Raw genomic sequence first — 24583 nt, 5'->3', positions numbered from 1 at the left:
CGGGATAAGGGGTGTTTAGAAACTGTAGGTGCCCGTCACCACCAGGCTACGCGGCGTCCCCGGCTGGATCTGGAATGCACTGGTTGCCGATTCGTAATACGTCTTGTCGCTGATATTGTTCAGCGCCGCGCGCAAATCCCAATCCTTCTGGCGGAAGCCTGCCAAGGCGTCCCAGCGGCCATAACTTGGCAACACGGTGGTGTTGAGGTTATCGGCATAGCGGTCGCCAACCAAGGTCAAGCCGGTTTCGGCGTACCAGCCCATTTCCGGTTTCCAGGTCAGGAACAGGCTGCCGTTGTGCTTGGCCACGTTGTTGATGCGCTTGCCTTCCAGGCCGTTGTTGTCCTTTTCGATGGTTGCGTCCTGCAGACCCACGCCACCGCGCATGTACCAGTTGCCGGTAATCCTGCCAGCGGCGGTCAGCTCGATCCCGCGAGAGCGTTGCAGCCCTGAAAGCAGGGTAATGGTCGGGTTGTTCGGGTCGCTGGTGCGACGGTTGTAGAGCTCCAGCTCATAGATGGCCAGCGTGGTGCTCAGGCGATCGTCGAGCCAGTCGCTCTTCACCCCGATTTCTTTCTGCCTGGTCCGCTCCGGGCTCAGGTCATTGCTGTTACCTGCCGCGCCCGGGGTGATGCCGATCAAGCCACCGCCGACCGGCGAGAACGTCTTGCTCCAGGAGGCGTAGAAGGAGTGATTTTGCAGCGGCGTCCAGACCACGCCAACGCGAGGGCTGGTGCTATGACTGTCACTGTCTTCGGAAATGTTGCGCACCTTGTTGGTCGACTCGATATCGAACGTGTCGTAACGCAGGCCGGCGAGCAATTGCCATTGATCGTTCAGGCGCAATTGATCCTGCACATACACCGCACGGCTCTCGACCTCGGTGTGGGTGTTGCTCGACACCACCATGCGCCCGGTATGACGCAAATTGCGGTCCGGGTTGTTCAGGTCCGGCGCCGGCACCGGTGAACTGCCCGGTCCGGAAGTGGCGGCGGTGTACAGCAACGGGTCGCGGCGCTGGCTGCCGATTTCGATGCCGGTGAGCAAGCGGTGCTCCAGGCCGAAGGTATCGAAACCACCTTCCAGCTCGACGTTGTTGTAGACATTGCGGGTGTTCAGGTCCTGCTGCCAGTGCTGGCGCGTAACCTTGTTGGTGGCCGGGACATAGCCGGTCAAGTAAGTATTGTCGAAATCGCTGTCGAGCTTGAACACGCCCAGGGTCTGGCGCAGTTGCCAGTTGTCGCTCAGTTCATACGTGAGTTTCGAGCGCAGGGACTGCGCCTTGTCGTCGATGAAATCGTTTTCGCTGCCGTAGGTCGTATCGCGTCCCACGTCTGCCGGGCGACCGTTTACGCCGGGGATGCCACGATCCGGCGTGCGGTTGTAGCGGCTGTATTCGTACTGCACCAACCAGTTCAGATCGGGTGTCAGCTGCCAGCTCATCGAGGGCGCGAACAACTGGCGATTGCCACTCACACCATCACGAAAGCTGTTCTCGTCCATGTTGCCCATGTTCAGGCGCAGGCTGATGTTCTCGGAAGGGTCGGCGCTGAGGTCGGCATACAGGCTGCGCAAATCCTCGCTGCCGCCCTGGGCTTCAATGGTCGAGCGGCGACCGAACTCGGGCAGCTTGCTCACCCGGTTGACGATGCCGCCCTGGCTGCCACGGCCATACAGCACAGCGGCGGGGCCTTTCAAAACGTCGATGCGTTCGATGTTGTGCAGGTCGCGAACGTACTGGCTGTCGTCGCGGATGCCATCGAGATAGAAGTCGTTGCTGGCGTCGAAACCGCGGATGCGCAGGCTGTCGAAGCGTGTGTCGGCGCCGCTGCTGACGTTGGGGATACCGCTGAGCGCGGTGCCCAGATCGTTGGTGCCGTAATCCATGACGTTCGAGGTTTTGATCGAGTCAATGGCTTGTGGCACGTAGCGCACCGGTGTCGCGGTCCGGGTTGCTGTACTGGTTTGGGTTACGCGCGGGTCGTCGGCTTCAGCTTCGGCGCTGATCGATGTGGCAGGTAGGGTGGTCGGTGCAGCGTAGGAAAAACCGGCAGACAACAAGGCAGAGAGCCCAAAGCTGTAGGGCGCAAGACGAAAAGGGGCGGGCATTGAAGAGCGCATCCGTAGGATTTTAGATTGAAGCGTGTAGGAGGGCGCGGATAGTAATGCTTGTCATTTACTGTCGTTAGTTGTTATTGAGAATTTGTCTCATTTGATTGTTTCTAATTGTGTCGGAGTTAATACAAATGCCGACGCATTCATTCGACCGATTCAAGCAACAGACTGAAAGCCAATCCGGCGTTTTTCCGGAGCCGCAGGGGCACTAACCTGCCGACATCGAATTTTCCTGAATTTCTGTCGGAGCCTTCCCATGATCCTGCATTACATCTACGACCCATTGTGCGGCTGGTGCTACGGCGCCAAACCGCTGGTGCAGGCCGCCCAGGCTGTACTGCCCGTGATTGCCCACGGCGGCGGCATGATGACGGGTGCCAATCGGCAAAAGGTTTCGCCACAACTGCGCAGTTACGTCATGCCCCACGACCGGCGCATCGCCGAATACAGCGGGCAGCCGTTCGGTGAAGACTATTTCGAAGGTTTGTTGCGTGATCACACCGCCGTGTTCGACTCGGTGCCACCCATCGCTGCGGTGCTGGCTGCCGAGCAAATGGGAGGTCGCGGGCTGGAGTTGTTGGGGCGTTTGCAAAGTGCTCACTACGTGGAGGGGCGCCGCATCGCCGACGAATCGGTACTGTTTGAACTGGCCCACGGCATGGGGCTGGCCCCTCAAACCTTCGAAAGAGCCTTCAGGACGGCCGACACCAAAGGCCATATCAAGAACAGCCGGGCGCTTTTGGCCAAGGTCGGCGGGCAGGGCTTTCCGACCCTGGCGCTTGAGCACAATGATCAATTCACCCTGATCGATATCGGGCCGTGGCTGGGCAAACCCCAGGCATTTGCGCAGTGGCTGAGTCAGTCGCTGCCCGATCAGGGATCATCCATTTCCGTTGCAGCCTGTGGCCTCGATGGCTGCAGCGATTGAATATTCCTGCTGCGTAAAGCAATTTCTTAGACGATTTTCGCCTATTTTTAGAAGATTCATGAAATTGACACATCGTTAAGGGCGCAGCTACGATTCGGCCCAACGCCTGTGGCCAACCGCCACGATCAAAAATTATAAAAAGGCCCGCCGCGAGAAATCGTGGGCGGGCCTTTTTGTTTTCGTCATGAAAAAAGAGCGCGATAGCGCCGTTTCGGCCGTTCGGCACAGCGCGTATCAACCGGAAATAAGGAAAAGAACAAAATGTTGAACAAGCGAATCAGCCTGATCGCTCTGGGGATGTTGAGTGCGACACCGGTCATGGCGAACGACCAGGCCGAATCCAAGGGTTTTGTTGAAGACAGCAGCCTCAAAGTGCTGCTGCGCAATGCTTACATCAATCGTGACTACAAAGACGGCAACCCGGATAAATCCGAGTGGGGCCAGGCGGCCATCGGCACGTTCTCGTCCGGCTTCACCCAAGGCACCGTGGGCGTGGGTGTGGACGCTTTCGGGTTATACGCTCTGAACCTGGAGCGCAACGAAGACCGTAGCGGCGCGCAAGGCATCGATTTCTTCAAAAAGGGCGACAGCGGCCAGCCGGCTGACGATCTGTCCAAGGGCGGCGCGGCGATCAAGTTCCGTCTGTCCAGCACCACCCTGACCTACGGCGACCAGATGCCGGCCCTGCCGGTGCTGAACTACGACAATTCGCGCCTGCTGCCGGAAAGCTACACCGGCACTCTGATCACCTCCAAGGAGATCAAAGGCCTGCAACTGGACGCCGGCCGCTTCACCGCCGAATCGCGCAAAAGCGCCGAAGGCCGTGACAGCGGTGGCTTGAAGTCGATCAACGTCTTGGGCGGTAGCTACCAGTTCACCGAGCAATTCAAGGCCGCGCTCTACGCTTCCGACGTCGAAGACGTGCTGAAGAAACAATACGTGAACGCCAACTACGTGTTCCCGATCGACAAGGACCAGTCCCTGACCCTGGACTTCAACGGCTACCGCACCAAACTGGAAGATTCTTACGTCCGCGAAAACGGTATCACCGGCGACGACAACAAGATCTGGAGCCTGGCGGCCACCTTCATCACCGGCCCGCACTCGTTCACCCTCGCACACCAGCGCAGCACCGGCGACAGCAACCTGGGCTACGCCTACGGCGGTTACCAGAAAGATCAAGGCCGCATCGGCGACGGTGGCAACACCATCTACCTGGCGAACTCCTACTGGTCCGACTTCAACGCCGAAGACGAACGCAGCTGGCAAGTGGGCTACGGCCTGGACTTCAGCACCTTCGGTGTACCGGGCCTGAGCTACAACGTGGCCTATGTGCGCGGTGACAACATCACCACCTCCACCAGCGAAGGCGGCACCGAGCGCGAGATCTTCAACCAGATCAAATACGTCGTCCAAGGCGGCCCGGCCAAAGACCTCAGCGTGAAACTGCGCAGCTCGGTCCTGCGCGTGTCGCAGAAGTCGAGCGAGTACAACGTCAGCGGCAACGAAGTGCGTGTGTTCGTGGACTACCCGATCAACGTCTTTTGATGATGGGTTGTGGTCTCGAGGTCTGATGCAAGGCTGAGAAAAAAGAAGAAGCCCCGACTGGTTCGGGGCTTTTTGTGACTAATTGGAGTTTTCCAAACGGCTCTTTCAATGGCAATGGCGATGCCCTTCAAGATTGTCGGAAGTCTCTGAGGGAAAAAGAGGATCCACCTGATTTCTCGTGACGATTCAACAGGCTGAAATAGCAGTTGTTACCGTGAGAGATCACCGAATGAAAGCTCCAGGGGTAAAGGAAGCTCCTGATCAGGAAAGCTGGAAGGATCTAGGTTTGCCGGATCTGCGAGACATATCAATACTCTTGGAAACCAAGGTGGTTCGAGAGCTACCAGGGGCCGTTGATGTCTGCTCCGCTCTAAGGCAGGTAGCGCTAGGTTTTGGATTGCATGAAGGGACTGACACGGTGCTGATCGAAACGCCATATTTACCCGTGACGGTTCGGCGTGAGCATCTACGTCACATAGTGGAAAAACGTCCTAACGCCCGAGAGCGTTTCACTGAATTTGCTGTAGATACGCTGAAGAATCCATTAGAAATCTGGCGGGTTTCCTACAGCGATGACTCCTATCGTCTCGCCTTCATTGGCGCATACCACACAAAGTACCAAATGTTGGTAGTAATCCATGTTGACCGTGGGTATGTACTTTGGAACTTCATGAACTGTGACAAAAAGGCGCTGAACAAGCACCGACACGGCGGGTTGGTTTATCAACGTTACCTATTATCCAAACAAAAAAAGCAGCCTGAGTAGGCTGCTTTTTTTGAGAAGCTTGCTTGATATTGTGCTCCCTCAAGCAAGGGAGAAGAGGTCTCACCCGAGCGCTGATTTTCAGGTCATCAACGGGGTTCCTAACGCCGACTATTGCCACCTGAAGGCAGTCGGTTTCGCGCTCTTGGGCAAATTCTCTGTCACAGATGATGTTTGTGTCAACCCGAGCGGTAGCCTTGTGGTGGTGTTGGTCAGATCGGCGAAGTCGCGCACATCGACATCTGACTTTTTTACGATCATGTCGCCGAAACACGATTTTGGCAACACGTCTTGAGAACGTGTCGTCCGCGGCGAAATGTTCGGAGGACGTGTCGCAAAAAGTGGAAAATTGCGACACGTCTTAGCACTTCAAATCGATTGCTTGACTATACGGCAATGCCGTATAGTCATGCCCATGTTCACGATTATCGAAACCGAAATTTTCAAGCGTTATGCTGAATCCATCTGGGACGATGGCGAACGTCATGAATTCATTACCTGGCTGGCGGCTAATCCGTTGGCGGGCGATGTGGTTCCTGGTAGCGGTGGTCTGCGCAAGGTTCGTTGGTCCCGTAGCGGGATGGGCAAACGAGGCGGTACCCGTGTCATTTACTACAACACGCTTTCTGAAGGCTCAATCTGGTTGTTAATCGCCTACACCAAGGCGAAGTTCGACAATTTACCCGCAGCCTTCCTCAAGCAACTGAAGGAGGAAATCAGCAATGGTCAATGAACTGGAGCAATTCCAGCAGGACTTGCTGGACTCTGTGCGTCAAATGAAAGCAGGCAAAGCTGCTCGGGTGACTGAGGTGCCGCTGTCTGCGGCTGCTGAAGCACGGGCCAAAGTGGGTGTGTCTCAAAGTGCATTCGCCGAGCTGATTGGAGTCAGTTTGCGAACGCTGCAGGATTGGGAGCAGGGGCGACGGCAACCGACGGGAGCGGCGCAGACGCTGTTGCGCGTGGCGAGTCAGCATCCTGAGGCACTGCGTGACCTTCAAGCGATTTAGCCAAGAAGGCAAACTTTCTGCTCAACACATCGCCGAAATTGAGAAGTCGCCAAGTCGTTCGATGGGCGCGAGTATTTTGTATGCCCTCTTTTTAACTCATTACACCACGTAACTAATGAAGTTCCCGCTCCCACCTTTATCCCTTCCAGCAAACTCCATAAATTGAGCTCCAACGCCTCTCCCATCATCCCGACGGGAAGGTCACTGGAGTTTCCCTCATGCCTTTCGTATCCGTACGCATCACCCGCGATGGCGTTACCACTGAGCAGAAAGCTCAGGTGATTGCCGAGATCACTGAAACACTGGAACGCGTCCTCAACAAACGCCCTGACCTGACCCACATCGTGATCGAGGAAGTCGACACCGATAACTGGGGTTACGCCGGCATCACCACCACCCAGTACCGCAAGCAACTGGCCGAGGCGGAGGGGCAGTCATGACATCGCCCGTCACCATCGATTTCGTCTCCGATGTGGTGTGCCCCTGGTGCGCACTGGGGGCGGCGGCGCTGGAGCAAGCGATCGAGAACGTGGCCGGGGAAATCCCGGTCGAGCTGACCTACAAGCCGTTCGAGTTGAACCCGGACATGCCGGCCGAAGGTGAGCAAGCGGTCGAGCACCTGATGCGTAAGTACGGGAGAACGGCCGACGACGTCGCCTCCGGCAAGGCCATGCAAATCGCTCGCGGCGAGGCCATTGGCTTCAAGTTCGATCTGGAGAAGCGCACGCACTTCTACAACACCTTCGATGCGCACCGATTGTTGCTGTGGGCGTTGCAGGAAGGGCGACAAGTCGAGCTGAAGAGGGTGCTGCTACGGGCCTATTTCAGCGAAGGCCAGAACCCGAGCGATCAATCGACGCTGGTGCGTCTGGCGACTGAAGCGGGGCTGGATGCGACAGGGGCGAGAGAGGTGCTGGCGTCCGACGCATTCGCCAGCGAAGTGCGTGAGCTTGAAATCTATTACCGCCAGCACGGCATCAACTCGGTCCCGGCCATGGTGCTGAACGGTCGCCACCTGGTGTCCGGTTCGCAATCGGTCGAGTACTACGAACAGATGTTGAGACAAATGGCGAACGCCCCGGCCGAAGCCTGATTACAGATTTCTACCCCACTTTTAATTGTCAGAGGTCTTCATCATGAGCATTTCGAAAAAAGTCATCGTTATCACCGGCGCGTCCCAAGGTCTCGGCGACGGTATGGTCAAAGCCTTTCGTGAACTCGGTTACCGGATCGTCGCCACTTCGCGTTCGATCAAACCGTCCACCGATCCGGACATTCTCACCGTGGCCGGTGACATCGGCGAGCCGGAAACCGCCCAGCGCGTCATCCGTGAAGCGATTTCCCGTTTCGGTCGCATCGATACCCTGGTCAACAACGCCGGGATCTTCATCGCCAAGCCGTTCACCGCGTACACCGCAGAAGACTACGCCAATGTGTTGTCGGTGAACGTCAATGGCTTCTTCTACATCACCCAACTCGCCATCGCCGAGATGGAAAAGCAAGGCAGCGGCCACGTCGTCAACATCACCACCAGCCTGGTGGACCACGCCATCGACGGCGTGCCATCGGTGTTGGCTTCACTGACCAAGGGCGGCCTCAACGCGGCAACCAAATCCCTGGCCATCGAATACGCCAAGCGCGGGATCCGGGTGAACGCAGTCAGCCCGGGCATCATCAAGACCCCGATGCACGGCGAAGAAACCCATGCCGCACTGGGCAATCTGCACCCGGTCGGGCACATGGGCGAGATCGATGATATTGCGCAAGCGGTCGTGTATCTGGACGGCGCCAAGTTCGTCACTGGCGAAATCCTGCATGTGGACGGTGGTCAGAGCGCGGGACACTGAAAGCGCTTTTTTCAAACCCCTGAAACAACAAAGCCCTCGTATTGCTACGAGGGTTTTGTTTGGAATAACCCATTCTTTTGGTAAGGATGGTCGAATTGAGAGCTCTCGGTTCCATAACCGTGCGTGGTGGGCGCAGCAGTTTCGGATGTAGGTCAGGGTGTGGAGCCAGGAAGCCAATACTTCGAAGGGCAGATTGAATCTGCTAGCGATCGCTTTTTTGTCGACGCTTTTGCCCATGCGGTCTTTTGATTCGTACGCCACACTCAATGAAGTAGCAAGGCAGCTAAATAGCCGCCCTCGAAAAACACTAAACTACGAAACACCCGCTGAACGATTTAGCCAATCTGTTGCGTCGACCAGTTGAATCCACAGCCAGAAGCGGCCAACCGCACCTGCTTTACCATGCCGTCGACCAGATTATTTTTCCTGTCCAAGCCAGACTGTTGCGGCCAAATCCATCCGCACTGTATCTGCTCCTGCCTATTTACTACTGGTTAGCATTACTCCTCACTCACGGACTTATGCTCTATGCCGGATACCACGAACCTTTACCTGTTCATTGTTGCCGCCTTGCTGTTGTTGATCGTTCCTGGCCCTAACATGGCTATCGTCAGCAGCCATGCGGTTGCTCATGGATGGCGTGCCGGCCTCGCTGCAGCACTGGGAATAACCCTGGCCGATGTGCTGATGACCGTCATGGTTAGCGCAGGCCTCGGTGTGTTGGTGATGAGTTGGGCGCCGGCGTTTGACTTGCTGCGCTGGGCCGGGGCTTGTTATCTGATGTTGCTGGCGTGGCAGGCATTGAAGACTTCTACTTCGGATACTGAGTCTCAAGCCACGCAGGCCTCGCTGAAGAAGATCTTTGTCCGAGCCACGCTCAACAGTTTGTTAAACCCCAAGGCGCTGTTGTTCTTCATGGTATTCCTACCGCAGTTCGTCACCGTAGGTACCAGTAGTGTCACCTCGCAATTAATGTTCTTGGGTTTGTTGCTTGCGCTGATCGCATTGATCTTCCATTCCCTGCTCGGATTTTGCGCCGGACAACTGCATGTGCGCCTTCGCGAAGGCATGATCTCTAAACGCCTTGGTGCCTATAGCTTCGCTGCGGTGATGACAGCTCTGGCGGCACGGTTGCTTCTACTTGATCGACCATTTTAAAGGAGCGAGACATATCGGCTCGGCACAATTTTTCCTTGCTGATACGCGCTATCGAACACCGTGACCGAGACGATATGTCTGCTTATTGGACTTACTTCAGGTTGCCGCTTAGAAACTGCTTCAGGCGCTCGCTTTTGGGGTTGCCTAATACGTCCTCGGGCGCACCCTGTTCTTCGACCCGTCCCTGGTGCAGGAACAGCACCTGGTTCGACACTTTGCGCGCAAAGCTCATTTCGTGGGTCACCATGATCATGGTGCGGCCTTCTTCGGCCAGGCCCTGGATCACCTTGAGCACTTCGCCCACCAGTTCCGGATCCAGGGCCGAAGTCGGCTCGTCGAACAGCATGATCTCCGGTTCCATGCTCAGGGCACGGGCAATGGCGACCCGTTGCTGCTGACCACCTGAGAGAAACGCCGGGTATTGATCGGCAACCCGTGCCGGCAAACCGACCTTGTCCAGGTAACGCCGGGCGCGATCCTCCGCGTCCTTCTTGCTGACGCCCAGCACCCGGCGCGGGGCCATGGTGATGTTGTCGAGCACGGTCATGTGGCTCCACAGGTTGAAGTGCTGGAACACCATCGCCAGGCGAGTGCGGATGCGTTGCAGTTCATTGGCGTCAGCCACGCGCATGCCGTGGTGGTCATGGACCATTTTAATCGGCTGGTTGTCCAGGCTCATGGCGCCGTCGTTGGGCGTTTCCAGGAAGTTGATGCAACGCAGAAAGGTGCTCTTGCCCGAACCACTGGCGCCAATCAGGCTGATCACATCGCCGGTCCTGGCGTTTAGTGAAACGCCCTTGAGGACTTCATGGTTGCCGTAACTTTTGTGCAGGTTTTCAACGGTCAGTTTGTACATGAACAAGCATCCTGAATTAGTGAGCCGGGCCGAGGAAGGACAACCAACGGCGTTCAGCCAGGCGGAACAGGCCGACCAGGGAGAAAGTGACTGCCAGGTAGATCAACGCGGCGATGCCGAACGATTGGAAGGTCAGGAAGGTCGCCGAGTTGGCGTCCCGCGCGACTTTCAGAATGTCCGGGATGGTCGCGGTGAAGGCCACGGTGGTCGAGTGCAGCATCAGAATCACTTCGTTGCTGTAATAAGGCAGCGAGCGACGCAGGGCGGACGGCATGATCACGTAGGTGTACAGCTTCCAGCCGGTCAGGCCGTAGGCCTTGGCCGCTTCGACTTCACCATGGGCCATGCTGCGAATCGCCCCGGCGAAGATCTCCGTGGTGTAGGCGCAGGTGTTCAGGGCGAACGCCAGGATGGTGCAGTTCATCGCATCGCGAAAGAACGCATCCAGCACTGGCTGAGCTCGTACCGCGGCCAGGCTGTATATCCCCGTGTAGCAAATCAGCAACTGGATATACAGCGGTGTGCCACGGAACAGGTAGGTGTAGAACTGCACCGGCCAGCGCACCCAGACATTGGTCGAGACCCGGGCTATAGACAGCGGGATCGACATCACGAAGCCGAAGAAGATCGAGGCACTGAGCAGCCAGAGGGTCATGGCCAGCCCGGTGATGTGAGTGCCGTCCTGGAACAGGAACGGTTTCCAGTACTCCTGCAGTAGCTCGATCATCGCACGGCCTCCCGAGTGCCTGCGGCGTAGAAGATTTCCATCCGGCGCAAGACGTAGTTCGAAACGGTGGTGATCACCAGATAGATCAAGGCGGCCAGTATCAGGAAGAAGAACAGCTGATAGGAGCTCTTGCCCGCGTCCTGGGCCACCTTGACCAGATCGGCCAGGCCAATGATCGACACCAGCGCGGTGGCCTTGAGGATCACCATCCAGTTATTACCGATGCCCGGCAGGGCAAAACGCATCATTTGCGGGAACACCACCAGGCGAAAGCGCTGGGCGCGGGTCAGGCCGTAGGCGGTAGCCGCTTCCATCTGCCCTCGGGGTACGGCAAGGATGGCGCCACGGAAGGTTTCGGTGAAATACGCCCCGTAGATGAAGCCCAAGGTAATGACCCCGGCGCTAAAGGGGTTGATTTCGATATAGTCCCAGCCCAGTGCTTCGGTCAGGCTGGTCAGCCAGGTTTGCAGGCTGTAGAAGATCAACAGCATCAGCACCAGGTCCGGCACCCCGCGGATCAGCGTGGTGTAGGCCTGCGCAGGGACGCGCAGCAGTGCCGATTTCGAAAGCTTGGCGCTGGCGCCGATCAGGCCCAGGCCAACGCTCACCAGCAAGCACAGAAAGGATAATTTGACAGTCATCCAGGAACCTTGCAGCAACAGCGGGCCAAAGCCCTTGAGGCTGAAGCCTGACAGCCCCAGGATCATCAACAGGTTTTCGAACATTGGGCAGCCCTACGTCAATCCGGAAAGCGCCCATCCGGAAATGGGCGCAGGGTCATTATTGGCCGCTGTAGAGATTCAGATCGCCAAAGTGCTTCTGCTGGACGGCCGCATAGGTGCCATTGTCGTGCAGTGCCTTGATGCCTTTGTTCAGCAAGGCCTGGAGCTCGGCGTTGCCTTTGGTGAGGCCCACGGCGGTTTTGGCTGGCAGCAGGGGGCTTTCGACCGGTTCGCTGATTTGGAAGTCGGCGCCTGGTGGCGACTTCAGGAAGCCCAGTTCGGCTTGCAGCATGTCCTGGATCGAGGCATCGAGGCGTCCGGAGATCAGGTCGGCGTACACCTGGTCCTGGTTGGCGTAGGCCTGCGTCTCTACCCCAGCCTTGTCCAGCACGGCCTTGGCGTAGGCTTCCTGGATGGTGCCTTGCTCGTAGCCGACTTTCTTGCCCTTGAGGGAGGCCGGATCGGTGCCGACGGCCGCGCCTTTCTTGAATACCAGCGCGGTCGGGCCAGAGAACAGCTCGCTCGAGAAATCGATGACTTTCTCACGCGCCGGCGTGACGGTCATGGAAGAGATCACGCCATCGAACTTGTTGGCCTTGAGGCCGGGAATCATGCCGTCGAAGTCGCTTTCAACCCACTTGCACTTGACCTTCAGCTCAGCGCAGATCGCGTTGCCCAGGTCGATATCGAAGCCCACCAGGCTGCCATCGGCGGCCTTGGATTCGAACGGCGCATAAGAGGGGTCAACACCGAAGCGCAACTCCTTGTACTCCTTGGCCAGCGCGGAACCGGCAGCTACACACAAAGCCAACGCAGAAAGGGTCAGAAATTTTCTTTTCATTGTTTTTATTCCTAAGGACCAACATGAGCGCTTGTGACACATGAGTACTGTTATGGAACTCGTATGACACTATGGAAGAAGTAACACTCGACAGGTCGTGCTCCTGGTGAACAAGAAGGCAGAGCCCGCAGGGGAAAGTAGTCTAGAAGCAAGCGAGTGCGACGATAAGACGAAAAGTGCGTTGATTTAACGAATTAATGGTCATTATGACGAGCAATACTGACTATGTGATGATTTTGCGTGCTGCCGCTGACCGAAAACTGCCCCAGGTGTTCAACTGTTCCCGTTCAACTTTTGAGCAGGGGCACACAGGGTGATTAGCATGAGGTAGCTTCCATTTTCGCAGACGCGAAAATCGCATCCTGGTACTGCCCAAGCCCTGACACTACGGAGCGACGTGCGGCTGATAATTCCGTCGACTCGCCCACCCATTTGCATTCCGCCTGACCAGTTGGATGTGTCCGGTGCTTGAGGAGATGCGATGCAGGTACGGCTGGAAAATGATCCAGCGATGATGAGGCGTCGCCGACAGACCGTTGAACATCCTTTTGGAACGCTCAAATACTGGATGGGAAGTACCCACTTCCTGACCAAAACCCTACCAAGGGTAAGTACTGAGATGAGCCTTCATGTACTCGCCTACAACCTCAAACGAATGATGAGCATCTTCGGCATCTCAGGACTGCTTGAAGCGATCAGGGCGTAAATCCAGCCGCTTGATCGTCCGTGATTGGTTGTTTGGGCTGCTGACGCGGCCAAAACAGCAACTACGAACGCCTATGTAGCTGACTAGGGTAATTCGCGCTTCCGTCTGCCAGTTTCGCAGGCAACGTCCGTAGCCCACAGTTTTCGATGTATTCAGTGCGTTTTCACACAGCCTGGGCCGGTTGCTGCCAATCGCGGTGGACTGCAATTTCCCATAGCGCCTCAATAAAGAGCTGCGCTGTGCAACTCCCCAATATTTTTGAGGCGGCTCAAGAACTTAGGAAGTGGCGGGCACGAAACGGGGAACGAACGGGGAAAATTGAAGGAGGCTGGAGCCAGAAACGAAAAAGGCCCACCGCAAGGTGAGCCTAAGTCGTTGTTCTGTATGGTGCCGGCACCAGGAATCGAACCCGGGACCTACTGATTACAAGTCAGTTGCTCTACCATCTGAGCTATACCGGCGTGTCAGGGCGACGATTATAGCGATTGGTTGGCTTCTGTAAACCCCTGAATTTTGACTATTTTTGCGCGGGCTTCAGGTCAGGCTCGTAGCAGGGTTTTCTTGAGTTTCTGGATGGCTTGCCAGGTTCGACTGTTTTGCATCGCGCGCAGCTGTGCTTCGGCCTGTTCGGCGCGTTGCAGGGCGGCGGCGAGTTGGTGTTCGGCGTCGCTGACGGGGTGGCTGAACTTGTGGCCTTTGCAGAACTGGAACTCGTCCAGGTTGCACGGCGGGATGTCGAAGGCGGGTTTGAGGTTCAGGTGTTCTTCGGCGAGGTAGTAGGTGTTGATGCCGTCGAACAGGATGGAGTGGTAGCCGGCGTCGGTGACGAGTGTTTCCCAGGCCTGGTCGCGGGCCCAGGGGGTTTCGATAATGATCACCCATGGCCGCCATTGGCTGAAGTCCATGCCGCGCAGGACGGTTTCTTCGTGGCCTTCGACATCGATTTTCAGGAAGTGAATGGCGCGGCCCTGGGCGTGTTCTTCGCAGATGGAGGTCAGGGTGCGGGACTTGATCGTTTGGTTGCGCACGTCCATGCCGGCGTCTCGGTGCAGTTTGGCCATGGCCGGGTCCAGGGTCGAAAGGCCGGTGCCGGCGATGCCGTAGAAGGTCAGTTCGTCAGCACTTTCCCCGGCCGCGCACTGCAGGTTGGTGTCTTTGGGACGTTGCTGGCTCAGGGCTTCGAAATAGTTGGGCATCGGTTCGACGTTGATGCCGGTCCAGCCGTTGTCGTAGAACGCCTTGGTGACGGAGTCATGGGTGGGATCGTTTGCCCCGACGTCGATGTAGAAGCCGTTCTCGACGGTTTTGAGGGCGCGCCACAGGCGTATGTCTTCGAAATTCTGTGCGTAGGAAATGAACGTCACTGGCGCATCCTGTCGGAGGAATGTTCTTGTTCGTGGCCGCGCTGCCGGCGCCCTTGCGTGTGTGTATATCAAGAGTAATGAAAGGGTGCAATTTCCCCTGTCTGCGATCCGGGATTAGGCATTTATGTCGTTTTGATTAAATGCTTATGCACAATGCCATTGGCAGCGCACTGGGTTTAGGCCGAATTTGTGGATCCGTTCTCGTTTGTTCGCAAATACCTGTTTTTTCGATTTTTTATGCGGGTGTATAAAAAATGAACAGTGTGGATTTAGCCCTGAAACAGGCGTGGATATTGGATCCACGATTATTTCATCAACAGAGTTATCCACAGGTCGGATGTATTTAAGCGCGTTCGGCCAGGAGCAGGAAATTACGTGGCGTGAGCGGGGTTTCGCAGAAGGTTCCGACACGGACGCTGTAGCCCTGCTCGGTGAGGAAAAGTGCCCGGTCAAGGACCAGCCAAAGCTCCAGTGGACGTCGGAAAAGTCCGCGTAGTAGTTCAAGGTTGCGCACTTCGGCCAGTCGCTGCCAACCGGCGGCTTCGAAGGCTGGCCAATCTTGCGGGCCGATTGTGGATAACTCTTTGAGAGTTGCCAGATGATGGCAGTAATCGGCGAAGGGTTTGTCCAGCCAGGCGCTGGGCAGGGAAGGGGTTGGCAGGTACTCGTCAATGCCGCGCAGTTGCCGTTGCAGCAAGTCGAAGCCCAGACGCCGGGCCATGGAGGTGTCGCGTTGACGTCGCACGCGGGCACCGGCGGTAACGGTTTCGCTCATGGGCAACGCGAGGTCGTCGAGGGAAAGCTGTAAGCTGGAGCCTTGGGCGGCCGAGGAAATCGGCGAGTATTGGGCAAGACTGATCCGGTTGTAGCAACACGGCGCGATGGCGAGCTGTTTGCAGCCTGTGACGCTGGCGAGTTGAATCAGCCGCACATGCAAATCACCGCAGGCGTGAAGCGCGACGGGCGTGTGATACGCACCCAGTAAACAAGCTGCGTCTGCCGCGAGCACATCCTGTTCGATATGCAGCGCATGCAGGTGATGGCGCTGGCTGAGTGCCTGGCCGCTGGTTACCAGTGCCGGGTCGTATTCCAGGCACGTCAGTTGTTGCCCGGGTTGCAGCAGGCGGCGGCCCAGATGTCCTTTACCCGAGCACCAGTCCATCCAATGCTGCGGTGCTTCGGAAAACTGCAACCGACTGGCGAAGGCTTCGATTTGTTGCCATTTGCGCCCCGGTACATCGACGTTCAACCGATGGCCCGCCGCTTCGAGTGTGCGAGCCGGCAACTCATCCACGGCACTCAAGGCAGCGGACATTGTTGCCAGGGAAGCAAAGGGCTCCGGTGCATTCAGAAGGGCAGGTTGGTTGTGAGCGTTTTCCGCGTCTTCCAGCGACCGCTTGCGTAGCCATTCGGCCAGAGCAGGGTAGTACGTTTCCCAGGGAAGATGCCGATAAGTGAACGGTCGGGGTTTCCACAGTGCCTGATGCTCTGTCAGAAAAGCATCCAGCGCGGTGAAACGGGCGAGTAGGGCCTCGCCCGTCAACACGCCGCTATCAACGCCCTTGGCAGGCATCGACGCGCAACCAGCGCTCCAGCAGCTTGAAGCCACGCACCAGCACGTAAGCCATTACCAGGTAGAACATGCCCGCGGCGAAGAAGATCTCCACCGGCAGGTAGGTCCGGGCAATGATGGTGCGGGCCATGCCGGTCAATTCCAGCAGGGTCACGGTGCTGGCCAGGGCGCTGGCCTTGAGCATCAGGATCACTTCGTTGCTGTAGGCCGGCAGGCCGATGCGCGCGGCGCGCGGCAGGATGATGTAGAACAGCGCTTTGGGTCTGGACATGCCCAGCGCCCGCGCCGCCTCGATCTCGCCCGGTGGAATCGCCTGGATGGCGCCCCGCAGGATTTCCGCAATGTAGGCCGCGGTGTGCAAGGTCATGGTCGCCGTGGCGCACCAGAACGGATCGCGCAGGTACGGCCACATCGAACTGTTACGGATCGCGTCGAACTGCGCCAGGCCGTAGTAGACCAGGAACAGCTGAACCAGCAACGGCGTGCCACGGAAAAAGAAGATGTAGCCGTAGGGAAATGCCCGCACCCACCACAGGCGCGACGAGCGGGCGATGCCCAGTGGAATGGCCAGCAGCAAACCGGCGATCACGGCGATGGCCACCAGTTCCAGGGTCAGGGTTGCGCCCTGGGCCAGTTTCGGCAGCCACTTGATGATGACTTCCCAGTTCATTGGGTGCTCCTCGCGAAGCCGCGAGCGGCACGTTTTTCCAGGAAGTGCATGCCGGTCATCGCCAGCACCGTCAGGCTCAGGTACATGAACGCGGCCACCATATAGAAGGTGAACGGTTGCTTGGAGACGGTCACGCCGATTTGCGCATGACGCATGATTTCTTCCAGGCCGATCACCGACACCAGCGCGGTGTCCTTCATCAGGATCATGAACAGGTTGCCCAGGCCGGGCAGGGCGATGCGCCACATCTGCGGCATGATCAGCTTGGTGAAGATGCGCCATTTCGACAGGCCCAGGGCCACGCCGGCTTCACGATGGCCTTTGGGGATGGCGAGGATCGCACCGCGAAACACTTCCGTGGCGTAGGCGCCGAAGCACAGGCCCAGCGCAATCACGCCAGCGGCGAAGGCGTTGAGTTCAAGGTCGGGGTTGCCGAAGAACTCGCCCAGGGCACGCATCAGGTTGACCGTGCCGAAGTAGATCAACAGCACCCAGAGCAATTCCGGGATACCGCGAACCAGGGTCGAATAAGTGCCGCCAAGCCATTGCAGCGGCTTGTACGGGGAAGTCTTGGCCAAGGCGCCGAGCAGACCGAGTACCAGCCCCAGGCACAGGGCCGAGAGTGCCAGTTTCACAGTCATCAGCGCGCCAGCGGCGAGCGCCGGGCCGAATCCGTAGAGGTCGATAATCATGGATTTCTTTTCAAATCGCGGCAGGCAAGGCCGAGAACCGGCGCCATCAGGCGCCGGTCAGGCAGGTCAGTATCAATAGATGCTGAACGGGAAGTACTTGTCGTTGATCTTCTTGTAGGTGCCGTCAGCGACGATTTCTTTCAGCGCGGTGTTCAGCTTCTCGCGGATCGGGTCTTTCTTGCGCACGGCAATACCGATCTTGTCGCTCTCTTCCACCGGGTCACCCTTGAACTCGTAGCTACGGCCTGCGTCGCTTTTCAGCCATTCGTAGTTGACGTACTTGTCGGCCAGGATGCCGTCCAGGCGGCCGGAAGTCAGGTCGAGGTAGGCGTTTTCCTGGGTGTCGTAGAGCTTGATGGTGATGTCGTCACCATAGTTGTCTTCCAGGAAGGTGCCGGCCAGGGTCGCGCGCTGGGCGCCGATGATCTTGCCTTTGAGCGCGGCCTTGTCGGTTTTGAAGTCGATGTCTTTCTTGGCGATGAACTGCAGCTTGTTGGAGTAGTACGGGTCGGTGAAGTCCACCGCTTGCTTGCGCTCGTCGGTGATCGACATCGAGGAGATCAGGAAGTCGAACTTCTTGGCGTTCAGGGCCGGGATGATGCCGTCCCAGTCGGAGGTCACGACGGTGCACTCGACTTTCATCTTGGCGCACAGGGCGTCGCCGATCTCTTTGTCGAAGCCGACGACATTGCCACTGGCATCTTTATTGTTGAACGGCGGGTAAGCCGCTTCGATGCCCATCTTCAGGGTTTCGGCCATGGCACCGGCGCTGAACGCCAGGGTGACGGCGGCAGCCAGGAAGACCTTTTTGTAGTTCTGCATGTGGGTAGCTCCGTTAGCGGTTGCTGGACATGAATTGTTTGCAGCGCGCCGAAAGCGGGTTTTCGAACACCTGCTGTGGCGATCCTTGCTCTTCTACCAGGCCCTGGTGGAGGAACACCACTTCACTGGAGACCTGACGAGCGAAGCCCATTTCGTGGGTCACGAGCAGCATGGTGCGGCCTTCTTCGGCCAGCGCGCGGATGACATTAAGTACTTCCTGGACCATTTCCGGGTCAAGCGCCGAGGTGGGCTCGTCGAACAGGATGACCTTGGGCTGCATGGCCAAGGTGCGGGCGATGGCCGCGCGTTGCTGCTGGCCGCCGGACAACTGCGCCGGGTAGGCATGGCGCTTGTCGGCGATGCCGACCTTGGCCAGCAGGGCTTCGGCCACTTCGATGGCTTCGGCCTTGCTCTGGCCGAGCACGCGGCGCGGGGCTTCGATGATGTTGTCGAGCACACTCATGTGCGGCCACAGGTTAAAGTTTTGAAATACAAAACCGATTTCGCTGCGCAGGCGATTGATCTGCTTGCCGTCGGCGGCCACCAGTTCACCGTTCTTCGCGGCCTTGAGCTTGAGTTCTTCGCCGGCGACCAGGATCTGGCCCTGGTGCGGGTTCTCCAGCAGGTTGATGCACCGCAGGAACGTGGACTTGCCGGAGCCGGAGGAACCCAGGATCGAGATCACATCGCCGTCGCGGGCGGTCAGCGAGATGCCTTTGAGCACCTCCAGCGAACCGTAGCGTTTGTGCAAGTTGCGGATTTCAAGCGCGGGCGTGGCCTCAGCCATGTGCGTTCCTCATATATGTTGCGCTCCTGCTGTTGGCGGCCTTCCTAGCGAGGCGGCCAACCTAGCATAGCGTTTCAATGGCAGCCAACAGCGCTACGGACGGTAATCGGCTGGTGTGTGGCAGGTTGTCGCATCGACGCAGCAGACTGTCGCCCCATCAACAACCGAACAGCCGTTTGAACCTTGCCTGTCGATAAAAAGCGCGGTGGCTGCCGCAAAAAAAGGCGCGATGTTGCCAGCTTTGACAGGGTGTTGGAAGCGCTATCCGGCCAAATGCACCGCTTGTGCACTTTTAATGTGCGCGGAGCCCTTTTCAGGTGTGTTTCCGGTGCGCTGATGTATCCGCAAAAGTGGGTCGCAGGGTAACGCTTTGGCAAAGTGCCATTAAATTCAAAGGGTTGCGATGACCGTCCGGTCGAGGCGAGATCGCCGGGCTAGAGGGTTTTGAAATATTTTGGCGCAATTATTGCGTGCAGAATCCAGAACGCCCTGTTGGCTTCTTTTTACGAGAAGGTCCGCCGAACGGGATGCACGCATTCGCTTCTCCTTACAAAGGTAGTTTTAATGAGCAGTACCCAAAGCTCTAATGGCCTCGAACAGGGGCTCAAACCGCGCCACGTGACCATGCTGTCGATTGCCGGGGTTATCGGCGCCGGCTTGTTCGTTGGCTCGGGTCACGCCATCGCCGCTGCAGGTCCGGCTGTTCTGTTGGCTTATGCCGCCGCCGGCATGTTGGTGGTGCTGGTGATGCGCATGCTCGGCGAAATGGCCGTTGCCTCGCCGGACACCGGTTCGTTTTCGACTTACGCCGACCGCGCGATCGGTCACTGGGCCGGCTTCACCATCGGCTGGTTGTACTGGTGGTTCTGGGTTCTGGTGATCCCGTTGGAAGCCAACGCTGCCGCGACCATCTTGCATGCCTGGTTCCCTGGCGTGGACATCTGGGCCTTCGCCCTGGTCATCACGATGCTGTTGACCGTGACCAACCTGTTCAGCGTGAAGAACTACGGTGAATTCGAGTTCTGGTTTGCCCTGATCAAAGTGTTGGCCATCATCGGTTTCATTGTTCTGGGCCTCATGGCGATCTTCGGCTTCCTGCCGGGCAGCCAGGTCAGCGGCGTTTCCCATTTGTTCGACACCCAGGGCTTCCTGCCAAACGGCATGGGCGCGGTGTTGGGTGCCATCCTGACCACCATGTTCTCCTTCATGGGCACCGAGATCGTGACCATCGCGGCCGCGGAATCGAAAGATCCGGGCAAGCAAATCTCCAAGGCCACCAACTCGGTTATCTGGCGGATCGGCTTGTTCTACCTCGTGTCGATCTTCATCGTCGTGGCTCTGGTGCCTTGGAACGACCCGGTACTGGCAAGCCTGGGCTCCTACCAGACTGTACTTGAGCGCATGGGCATCCCTAACGCCAAGATGATCGTCGACATCGTGGTGCTGGTCGCTGTGACCAGCTGCCTGAACTCGGCGCTCTACACCTCGTCGCGGATGTTGTTCTCCCTGGGCAAGCGCGGCGATGCGCCGGCCATGTCCACCCGCACCAACAAAAGTGGCACGCCATACTGGGCGGTGATGCTGTCCACTGGCGCAGCGTTCCTGGCAACATTCGCCAACTACGTGGCTCCGGCTGCGGTGTTCGAATTCCTGCTGGCCAGCTCCGGCGCCATCGCATTGCTGGTGTACCTGGTGATTGCGATTTCGCAACTGCGCATGCGCAAGCAGCGTATAGCGCGCGGGGAGAAAATTGCCTTCAGCATGTGGCTGTTCCCGGGCCTGACCTACGCGGTGATCGTCTTCATCGTCGCGGCCCTGACCATCATGCTGTTCCAGGAAGCCCATCGTGTGGAAATTCTCGCGACCGGCTTGCTCAGTGCTCTGGTGGTAGCGGCCGGCTTGCTGGTGGCTCGCCGTCGCAAACTGGAAAAGCGTGGCGCGGTAGTGCTGAACTGATCCATACCACGTAACGCAAAACGGCCGCTGTCAGTGATGACAAGCGGCCGTTTTTGTTTGAGTCGTAACCCTTACTCGGCTTTTTCTTCCGGCGCTTCCAGCGACTCGCGGTAGACATCCAGTGCGTCACCGAAGTCAGCAATGAACTGCGGTTCGCTCAGCCACGCCTGGGCGGTCTCGCGGTCCATGCCGTCGGCCCACATGCGGTAGTCGATCAGCATGTCGGCAGCCAGGTGGGTGGCGGCCATGCCTTCGTCGTCGGCGTTTTCCATGTCCAGCAGTTCTGGATGGTCGATGATGATAAAGGCCAGGTTCGTCAGCAACACCGAGAGCATTTCGCTGCGGCTGACGGCTTCCGCGTCGCGCATTTTGCTGAACATCGCCAGGGTGTATTCCGGGATCGGCTCGGCGAGGTGGCCAAGATCATCGTCCAGCGCGGCGGGTTTGCGGCCGTGGATATTGATCTGCTTGGCTTTGGCTTTTGCGCGCTTGGCGCGTTTCTGTTGCTTGTTCAGGGAGGCCATGGGAACTCAGTTCGGTTTCTGTTGGGTTTGCGCGGCAATGGCGTCGGACGCCGCCACGTAGTCGGCCTGAAAGGCCGGTGATTCGATCCACGCCAGGGCGCCGGCTTCGTCGGTTTCAGTCGACCATTGGCGATATTCGATCAGAGCAGCGAGGATGAAGTCCATCGCGCCTTCCTCGCCTTCCTGCTCGTACACCAGTTCCAGCAACGGATCTTCGAGGAAGGCCGTGCACATGGCTTGCTGACTGATCTTTTCGGCGTCGATCATTTTCTTGAACAGTTCGGTCAGGTCCACCGACTCGAAGTCGATGCGATCGTCGTTCGGGTCCAGTTCCACCGGCGCGGCAGCCCGCTGGGTGCGGTTCTGCTTGGCCTTGGCCTTGGCGCGGGAGGCGCGTTTTTGCTGCTTGTTGGCGGAGGCCATGGGCGTCGTTCCGTAATTCGTTGAAAGGGGCGGGTGGCTCAGCTGCGTGGCACCGTTCGCCCGGGTGTGCCGGGGACCAGTTCGCCGTTTTGCAACCAGGCCAATGCAATGGGCCATAGTGTGGCTTGGTATGCGCTGCGAAAAAAGGCGAAATGTCCGACTTCTTCTTCGCCGATGTCTTCGGGATGGATACGCAGGTGGGAGTTTGTGCTGCCGGTGAAGTAGCCGAGCAGGCGTTCGATGGCCGGGACCGTGCCGTAGGGATCGTCGCTGATGCTGATGGCCAGGGTTTGCGCGGTGACGTCGGCAAAGGGCAGCTGCCCGGCGGTTTTGCTGATTGTGCGGCCGCTGGAGCGTTTCTCGTAGCGGGCAGTGGAGAGGCTCCAGTCACGGACCACGCCGGCGGGTGTGTCTTCCAGCCAGCCAAGGCGTTTGCCCGGAAAGTAGCCGCACAGCATCGTCACCAGCGGCATCACCACATGCCACTTGCCGAACATCCGCCAGCGATGAGCGGGCGCATAGTCGCGCCAGTAGGCGAATTGCGCGCCGACCGTCACCAGGCGCCGGATCAGGTGCCCGGACGCCCCCAGGCCCGCTGCACAGCCGCCAAAGCTGTGGCCGACCACATCGATAGGCTGTTGGGGGAATTCACGCTGTGCGCGCTTGAGCATCGCCTCGAAATCCAGCGCTCCCCAATCGGTCCACGAGGCTTGAAGACCCTTGAGCGATGCCGGCCGCGACTCGCCGATGCCGCGGTAGTCATAGGTGATGACATTGAAGCCGTGGGCGAACAGGTAGTCGGCGAAGCGCGAATAGTGGCGACAACGGACCGAGGTGGCGGCATTGATGATCACGACCGGACGAGCGGCGTCCCGAGAAGGGTGTCGCCAGGTGAAGCCGCCGAGGATGAAACCATCCGAGGCGGTTTCCTTGAACGGTTTGCCGGGCGTGGTATCCGGCAGCGGCAACTCGTTGCGACTGGGGGCCAGCGGAGGCGTGTCCTGCAAATTCATCGATGTCAGACCTTTGCGGGTAGCTGCCAACGATAGTCTTGATGCCGTTGATGAACAATCCATTCGCCTCAACGCGGTTGTTGATTAGTCAATCGCTCTTCAAGTGCTGCTCGCTCCCGATCCAGTGCGTCCCGCAGTTCCTCTTCACTCGGCAGGACAAGCTTGTACTTGCTGGCGAGCAGTTGTTCGATCAGCGCTTGTTCGATCTCGCTTTCCTGAAGCTTGCCGGCATTGGGTAAACCAAGAAACTCCAGTACTACCGGATCACGGACGAAATCCCGAGGGCTGGCCTTCATGTTTTGAATGTAGGTGGCGGCCTCCTGCTTGACGCTGCCGCGATCGCGGCTCGCCAGCAGGCGTTCGTAGTACAGCGTATTGATCTGGCGTTCCAGGGCGCGGCTTGACCAGTTTTGGGTGGCTGATTCGTTCATGTACCAGAGACGAGCGCTGTCGTTGTCGACCCGAAGCAAGCGGCGGTAGTGGGTCCAGCTCAATTCGGAACGCACTGCGTTCCAAATTGGAAAAGTTTGATAAAAATCTCGCATGTAACGCAGATTGCGTTCGTCAAAGCCTTTGCCGAAGTCGGCACTGAGGACTTTTGCCAAAGTGGCAAGTAAGCGCTTTCCATAAGTCGCCCGTCGCGCGCCGTTCTGTTCGAACTCAACGATGTGCCGGCCAATCTGCCAACAGGTTTGCACTTGCACGGTATCGACCGCCCGAAGCACTTTCTGGCGTGCCTGATGGATCAATTTGCCAAGGTTACCAAGCAGTGATGCCAGATGTGGGTCGTGAGTGTCGTTGGGTGTGAGGGTCGTCATGTGGTCTTCCGCAGCAGGCTGTACAGGTGGAAGAGAATGACAAGTGAGCGCCTTTCGAAGATGCCGGGGATTACTGAGAAACGGGCAGGAAATACCGGGTTGTCCGGCAGGACAGGTCTGATGGTGGGCGAGGGCTGAGGAACAAATGGCGTAGTACGTTTCGTACTCAGGCCAAATCAATCTAAACCCCTCCCTCCGGCTGGAACTCCAAAGAGTGTAACGATTGGGTTCTGCAGAACCCGGGAGTCGTCATCATGAAATACCTCCATACACTCCTGTTGCCCCTCACCGCTGTAGGCATGCTGATGTTTCCAGCGATGACACCTGCCGCCAGCCTTGAGCCCATCGACGGCCAGGGGGTGCAGGTGCAAAGCCAGGAACAAAACGGCATCACCTACCTGTCCGGCGGTATCGGCGAGGATGAGTCCAAGGCCATCCAGCAGACCACCGGCTACAACCTGCACATGACGTTCTCTGTCGGGACGGGAAATGAATACACTCCTGGCGTGAATGTAGTTATTCAGAAGGCCCCGGGGCAGACCGTACTGACGCTCAATGACGCCGGTCCGCTGGTTTACGTGAAACTGCCTGCCGGCAAATATACGGTCATTGCGACGCGTAACGGCGAAACACGGCAGGACGTTGCCGATGTTGGCAATGGTGCAGCCCGTAACCTGGTTTTCCACTGGAATGATGCGAGTTAACGAGAGGCTCTGAACCCTG

Annotated in this window: 26 protein-coding genes, 1 tRNA gene and 2 pseudogenes; 12 read left to right on the top strand and 17 right to left on the bottom strand. The window is 58.0% G+C overall.

Going from position 1 to position 24583, the window contains the following annotated elements; genetic code table 11:
• Window positions 1-15 precede the first annotated feature (15 nt).
• Complete coding sequence (locus KGA98_RS12900; protein ID WP_223502473.1) at window positions 16-2109, bottom strand: TonB-dependent receptor; 2094 nt, start codon at window positions 2107-2109, stop codon at window positions 16-18.
• A gap of 262 nt (window positions 2110-2371) precedes the next feature.
• Here KGA98_RS12900 and KGA98_RS12895 point away from each other — a divergent pair, with 262 nt between their 5' ends.
• From KGA98_RS12895 to KGA98_RS12860, 8 genes are all read left to right on the top strand, one after another.
• On the top strand, window positions 2372-3043 hold the full coding sequence (locus KGA98_RS12895) for a DsbA family protein (RefSeq protein ID WP_223502472.1): 672 nt from the start codon (window positions 2372-2374) through the stop codon (window positions 3041-3043).
• 261 nt (window positions 3044-3304) lie between these two features.
• On the top strand, window positions 3305-4591 hold the full coding sequence (locus KGA98_RS12890; protein WP_223502471.1) for an OprD family porin: 1287 nt from the start codon (window positions 3305-3307) through the stop codon (window positions 4589-4591).
• A 178-nt stretch (window positions 4592-4769) separates the two neighbouring features.
• Window positions 4770-5357, top strand: a complete 588-nt coding sequence (locus KGA98_RS12885) for a PBECR2 nuclease fold domain-containing protein (protein WP_223473864.1) — start codon at window positions 4770-4772, stop codon at window positions 5355-5357.
• A 412-nt stretch (window positions 5358-5769) separates the two neighbouring features.
• Window positions 5770-6087 (top strand): hypothetical protein, encoded by a 318-nt coding sequence (locus KGA98_RS12880; RefSeq protein ID WP_046040827.1) that lies wholly within the window; start codon window positions 5770-5772, stop codon window positions 6085-6087.
• Entirely contained in the window at window positions 6077-6361 is a 285-nt protein-coding gene (locus tag KGA98_RS12875; protein ID WP_057399227.1) for a helix-turn-helix domain-containing protein, read from the top strand. The genes KGA98_RS12880 and KGA98_RS12875 overlap by 11 nt, the downstream gene beginning before the upstream one ends.
• Window positions 6362-6579: 218 nt before the next feature.
• A complete protein-coding gene (locus KGA98_RS12870) occupies window positions 6580-6801 on the top strand; it encodes a tautomerase family protein (protein ID WP_008003165.1) in 222 nt (73 codons plus the stop codon).
• Entirely contained in the window at window positions 6798-7454 is a 657-nt protein-coding gene (locus KGA98_RS12865; protein WP_223502470.1) for a DsbA family oxidoreductase, read from the top strand. The genes KGA98_RS12870 and KGA98_RS12865 overlap by 4 nt, the downstream gene beginning before the upstream one ends.
• Before the next feature lie 43 nt (window positions 7455-7497).
• Window positions 7498-8208: an SDR family NAD(P)-dependent oxidoreductase gene (locus tag KGA98_RS12860; RefSeq protein WP_057712436.1), complete on the top strand. Its 711-nt coding sequence runs from the start codon at window positions 7498-7500 to the stop codon at window positions 8206-8208.
• Window positions 8209-8283: 75 nt separating this feature from the next.
• Here the strand turns inward: KGA98_RS12860 and KGA98_RS12855 are convergent.
• Window positions 8284-8433 (bottom strand): annotated as a pseudogene (locus KGA98_RS12855) (Abi family protein); the annotation flags it as partial.
• A gap of 303 nt (window positions 8434-8736) precedes the next feature.
• On the opposite strand from KGA98_RS12855, the gene KGA98_RS12850 reads away from it, so the two are divergent.
• Entirely contained in the window at window positions 8737-9366 is a 630-nt protein-coding gene (locus tag KGA98_RS12850) for a LysE family translocator (RefSeq protein WP_223502469.1), read from the top strand.
• Window positions 9367-9457: 91 nt separating this feature from the next.
• Here the strand turns inward: KGA98_RS12850 and KGA98_RS12845 are convergent, their stop codons facing one another.
• Genes KGA98_RS12845 through KGA98_RS12830 form a run of 4 tightly spaced genes read right to left on the bottom strand, consistent with a single transcriptional unit; the run spans window position 9458 to window position 12512 of the window.
• Window positions 9458-10222 carry an ABC transporter ATP-binding protein gene (locus KGA98_RS12845; RefSeq protein WP_102671510.1) on the bottom strand — a complete coding sequence of 255 codons (765 nt, stop codon included), beginning with the start codon at window positions 10220-10222 and terminating at the stop codon, window positions 9458-9460.
• A gap of 16 nt (window positions 10223-10238) precedes the next feature.
• Complete coding sequence (locus KGA98_RS12840; protein ID WP_057712433.1) at window positions 10239-10949, bottom strand: ABC transporter permease; 711 nt, start codon at window positions 10947-10949, stop codon at window positions 10239-10241.
• Complete coding sequence (locus KGA98_RS12835) at window positions 10946-11674, bottom strand: ABC transporter permease (RefSeq protein WP_057712432.1); 729 nt, start codon at window positions 11672-11674, stop codon at window positions 10946-10948. The genes KGA98_RS12840 and KGA98_RS12835 overlap by 4 nt, the downstream gene beginning before the upstream one ends.
• Before the next feature lie 55 nt (window positions 11675-11729).
• Window positions 11730-12512, bottom strand: coding sequence for a transporter substrate-binding domain-containing protein (locus KGA98_RS12830; protein WP_154861232.1), 783 nt, complete (start codon window positions 12510-12512; stop codon window positions 11730-11732).
• Between the two features lie 475 nt (window positions 12513-12987).
• Here KGA98_RS12830 and KGA98_RS12825 point away from each other — a divergent pair.
• Window positions 12988-13218, top strand: a pseudogene (locus tag KGA98_RS12825) (transposase); the annotation flags it as partial.
• A 385-nt stretch (window positions 13219-13603) separates the two neighbouring features.
• On the opposite strand, the gene KGA98_RS12820 reads toward KGA98_RS12825, so the two are convergent.
• The 7 genes from KGA98_RS12820 to KGA98_RS12790 all read right to left on the bottom strand — a co-directional run bounded on the left by KGA98_RS12820 (window position 13604) and on the right by KGA98_RS12790 (window position 19126).
• A tRNA-Thr gene (locus KGA98_RS12820) sits at window positions 13604-13679 on the bottom strand.
• Between the two features lie 78 nt (window positions 13680-13757).
• Window positions 13758-14582 (bottom strand): FkbM family methyltransferase, encoded by an 825-nt coding sequence (locus KGA98_RS12815; protein WP_223502468.1) that lies wholly within the window; start codon window positions 14580-14582, stop codon window positions 13758-13760.
• Window positions 14583-14925: 343 nt separating this feature from the next.
• Window positions 14926-16155, bottom strand: a complete 1230-nt coding sequence (locus tag KGA98_RS12810) for a methyltransferase (protein WP_223502467.1) — start codon at window positions 16153-16155, stop codon at window positions 14926-14928.
• On the bottom strand, window positions 16136-16825 hold the full coding sequence (locus tag KGA98_RS12805) for an ABC transporter permease (protein WP_008046525.1): 690 nt from the start codon (window positions 16823-16825) through the stop codon (window positions 16136-16138). Before KGA98_RS12805 ends, KGA98_RS12810 begins: the two co-directional genes overlap by 20 nt.
• Window positions 16822-17517 carry an ABC transporter permease gene (locus KGA98_RS12800; RefSeq protein ID WP_057712425.1) on the bottom strand — a complete coding sequence of 232 codons (696 nt, stop codon included), beginning with the start codon at window positions 17515-17517 and terminating at the stop codon, window positions 16822-16824. The genes KGA98_RS12805 and KGA98_RS12800 overlap by 4 nt, the downstream gene beginning before the upstream one ends.
• A 72-nt stretch (window positions 17518-17589) precedes the next feature.
• The gene (locus KGA98_RS12795) at window positions 17590-18339 is read right to left on the bottom strand and encodes an ABC transporter substrate-binding protein (RefSeq protein ID WP_015093061.1); all 750 of its coding nucleotides are present in this window, start codon (window positions 18337-18339) and stop codon (window positions 17590-17592) included.
• A gap of 13 nt (window positions 18340-18352) precedes the next feature.
• Window positions 18353-19126: an ABC transporter ATP-binding protein gene (locus tag KGA98_RS12790; protein WP_007972784.1), complete on the bottom strand. Its 774-nt coding sequence runs from the start codon at window positions 19124-19126 to the stop codon at window positions 18353-18355.
• Between the two features lie 564 nt (window positions 19127-19690).
• Between KGA98_RS12790 and gabP the strand changes: the two genes are divergently transcribed.
• The gene (gabP, locus tag KGA98_RS12785) at window positions 19691-21082 is read left to right on the top strand and encodes a GABA permease (RefSeq protein WP_218495315.1); all 1392 of its coding nucleotides are present in this window, start codon (window positions 19691-19693) and stop codon (window positions 21080-21082) included.
• Between the two features lie 71 nt (window positions 21083-21153).
• Here the strand turns inward: gabP and KGA98_RS12780 are convergent, their stop codons facing one another.
• The 4 genes from KGA98_RS12780 to KGA98_RS12765 form a co-directional block, all read right to left on the bottom strand.
• A complete protein-coding gene (locus KGA98_RS12780) occupies window positions 21154-21606 on the bottom strand; it encodes a hypothetical protein (RefSeq protein ID WP_057712423.1) in 453 nt (150 codons plus the stop codon).
• 6 nt (window positions 21607-21612) lie between these two features.
• The gene (locus KGA98_RS12775; RefSeq protein ID WP_008058485.1) at window positions 21613-22029 is read right to left on the bottom strand and encodes a hypothetical protein; all 417 of its coding nucleotides are present in this window, start codon (window positions 22027-22029) and stop codon (window positions 21613-21615) included.
• Between the two features lie 38 nt (window positions 22030-22067).
• On the bottom strand, window positions 22068-23042 hold the full coding sequence (locus KGA98_RS12770) for an alpha/beta fold hydrolase (RefSeq protein ID WP_223502466.1): 975 nt from the start codon (window positions 23040-23042) through the stop codon (window positions 22068-22070).
• A 68-nt stretch (window positions 23043-23110) separates the two neighbouring features.
• Window positions 23111-23860, bottom strand: coding sequence for a DUF1016 N-terminal domain-containing protein (locus KGA98_RS12765; protein WP_223502515.1), 750 nt, complete (start codon window positions 23858-23860; stop codon window positions 23111-23113).
• A 254-nt stretch (window positions 23861-24114) separates the two neighbouring features.
• Here KGA98_RS12765 and KGA98_RS12760 point away from each other — a divergent pair, with 254 nt between their 5' ends.
• Window positions 24115-24564 (top strand): carboxypeptidase regulatory-like domain-containing protein, encoded by a 450-nt coding sequence (locus KGA98_RS12760; protein ID WP_223502465.1) that lies wholly within the window; start codon window positions 24115-24117, stop codon window positions 24562-24564.
• Window positions 24565-24583 lie beyond the last annotated feature (19 nt).

This window comes from Pseudomonas sp. BF-R-24, assembly GCF_019947335.1.
In the GTDB taxonomy this organism is placed as follows: Bacteria; Pseudomonadota; Gammaproteobacteria; order Pseudomonadales; family Pseudomonadaceae; genus Aquipseudomonas; species Aquipseudomonas jessenii.
This window is presented reverse-complemented; position numbering and strand designations above follow the sequence as displayed.

Coding starts and splice junctions, on each gene's coding strand:
- KGA98_RS12860 (WP_057712436.1), top strand. CDS start 7,498: ATGAGCATTTCGAAAAAAGTCATCGTTATCACCGGCGCGTCCCAAGGT.
- KGA98_RS12880 (WP_046040827.1), top strand. CDS start 5,770: ATGTTCACGATTATCGAAACCGAAATTTTCAAGCGTTATGCTGAATCC.
- KGA98_RS12775 (WP_008058485.1), bottom strand. CDS start 22,029: ATGGCCTCCGCCAACAAGCAGCAAAAACGCGCCTCCCGCGCCAAGGCC.
- KGA98_RS12865 (WP_223502470.1), top strand. CDS start 6,798: ATGACATCGCCCGTCACCATCGATTTCGTCTCCGATGTGGTGTGCCCC.
- KGA98_RS12870 (WP_008003165.1), top strand. CDS start 6,580: ATGCCTTTCGTATCCGTACGCATCACCCGCGATGGCGTTACCACTGAG.
- KGA98_RS12780 (WP_057712423.1), bottom strand. CDS start 21,606: ATGGCCTCCCTGAACAAGCAACAGAAACGCGCCAAGCGCGCAAAAGCC.
- KGA98_RS12770 (WP_223502466.1), bottom strand. CDS start 23,042: ATGAATTTGCAGGACACGCCTCCGCTGGCCCCCAGTCGCAACGAGTTG.
- KGA98_RS12795 (WP_015093061.1), bottom strand. CDS start 18,339: ATGCAGAACTACAAAAAGGTCTTCCTGGCTGCCGCCGTCACCCTGGCG.
- KGA98_RS12850 (WP_223502469.1), top strand. CDS start 8,737: ATGCCGGATACCACGAACCTTTACCTGTTCATTGTTGCCGCCTTGCTG.
- KGA98_RS12900 (WP_223502473.1), bottom strand. CDS start 2,109: ATGCCCGCCCCTTTTCGTCTTGCGCCCTACAGCTTTGGGCTCTCTGCC.
- KGA98_RS12800 (WP_057712425.1), bottom strand. CDS start 17,517: ATGATTATCGACCTCTACGGATTCGGCCCGGCGCTCGCCGCTGGCGCG.
- KGA98_RS12875 (WP_057399227.1), top strand. CDS start 6,077: ATGGTCAATGAACTGGAGCAATTCCAGCAGGACTTGCTGGACTCTGTG.
- KGA98_RS12890 (WP_223502471.1), top strand. CDS start 3,305: ATGTTGAACAAGCGAATCAGCCTGATCGCTCTGGGGATGTTGAGTGCG.
- KGA98_RS12790 (WP_007972784.1), bottom strand. CDS start 19,126: ATGGCTGAGGCCACGCCCGCGCTTGAAATCCGCAACTTGCACAAACGC.
- KGA98_RS12845 (WP_102671510.1), bottom strand. CDS start 10,222: ATGTACAAACTGACCGTTGAAAACCTGCACAAAAGTTACGGCAACCAT.
- KGA98_RS12830 (WP_154861232.1), bottom strand. CDS start 12,512: ATGAAAAGAAAATTTCTGACCCTTTCTGCGTTGGCTTTGTGTGTAGCT.
- gabP (WP_218495315.1), top strand. CDS start 19,691: ATGAGCAGTACCCAAAGCTCTAATGGCCTCGAACAGGGGCTCAAACCG.
- KGA98_RS12810 (WP_223502467.1), bottom strand. CDS start 16,155: ATGCCTGCCAAGGGCGTTGATAGCGGCGTGTTGACGGGCGAGGCCCTA.
- KGA98_RS12805 (WP_008046525.1), bottom strand. CDS start 16,825: ATGAACTGGGAAGTCATCATCAAGTGGCTGCCGAAACTGGCCCAGGGC.
- KGA98_RS12895 (WP_223502472.1), top strand. CDS start 2,372: ATGATCCTGCATTACATCTACGACCCATTGTGCGGCTGGTGCTACGGC.
- KGA98_RS12840 (WP_057712433.1), bottom strand. CDS start 10,949: ATGATCGAGCTACTGCAGGAGTACTGGAAACCGTTCCTGTTCCAGGAC.
- KGA98_RS12765 (WP_223502515.1), bottom strand. CDS start 23,860: ATGACGACCCTCACACCCAACGACACTCACGACCCACATCTGGCATCA.
- KGA98_RS12835 (WP_057712432.1), bottom strand. CDS start 11,674: ATGTTCGAAAACCTGTTGATGATCCTGGGGCTGTCAGGCTTCAGCCTC.
- KGA98_RS12760 (WP_223502465.1), top strand. CDS start 24,115: ATGAAATACCTCCATACACTCCTGTTGCCCCTCACCGCTGTAGGCATG.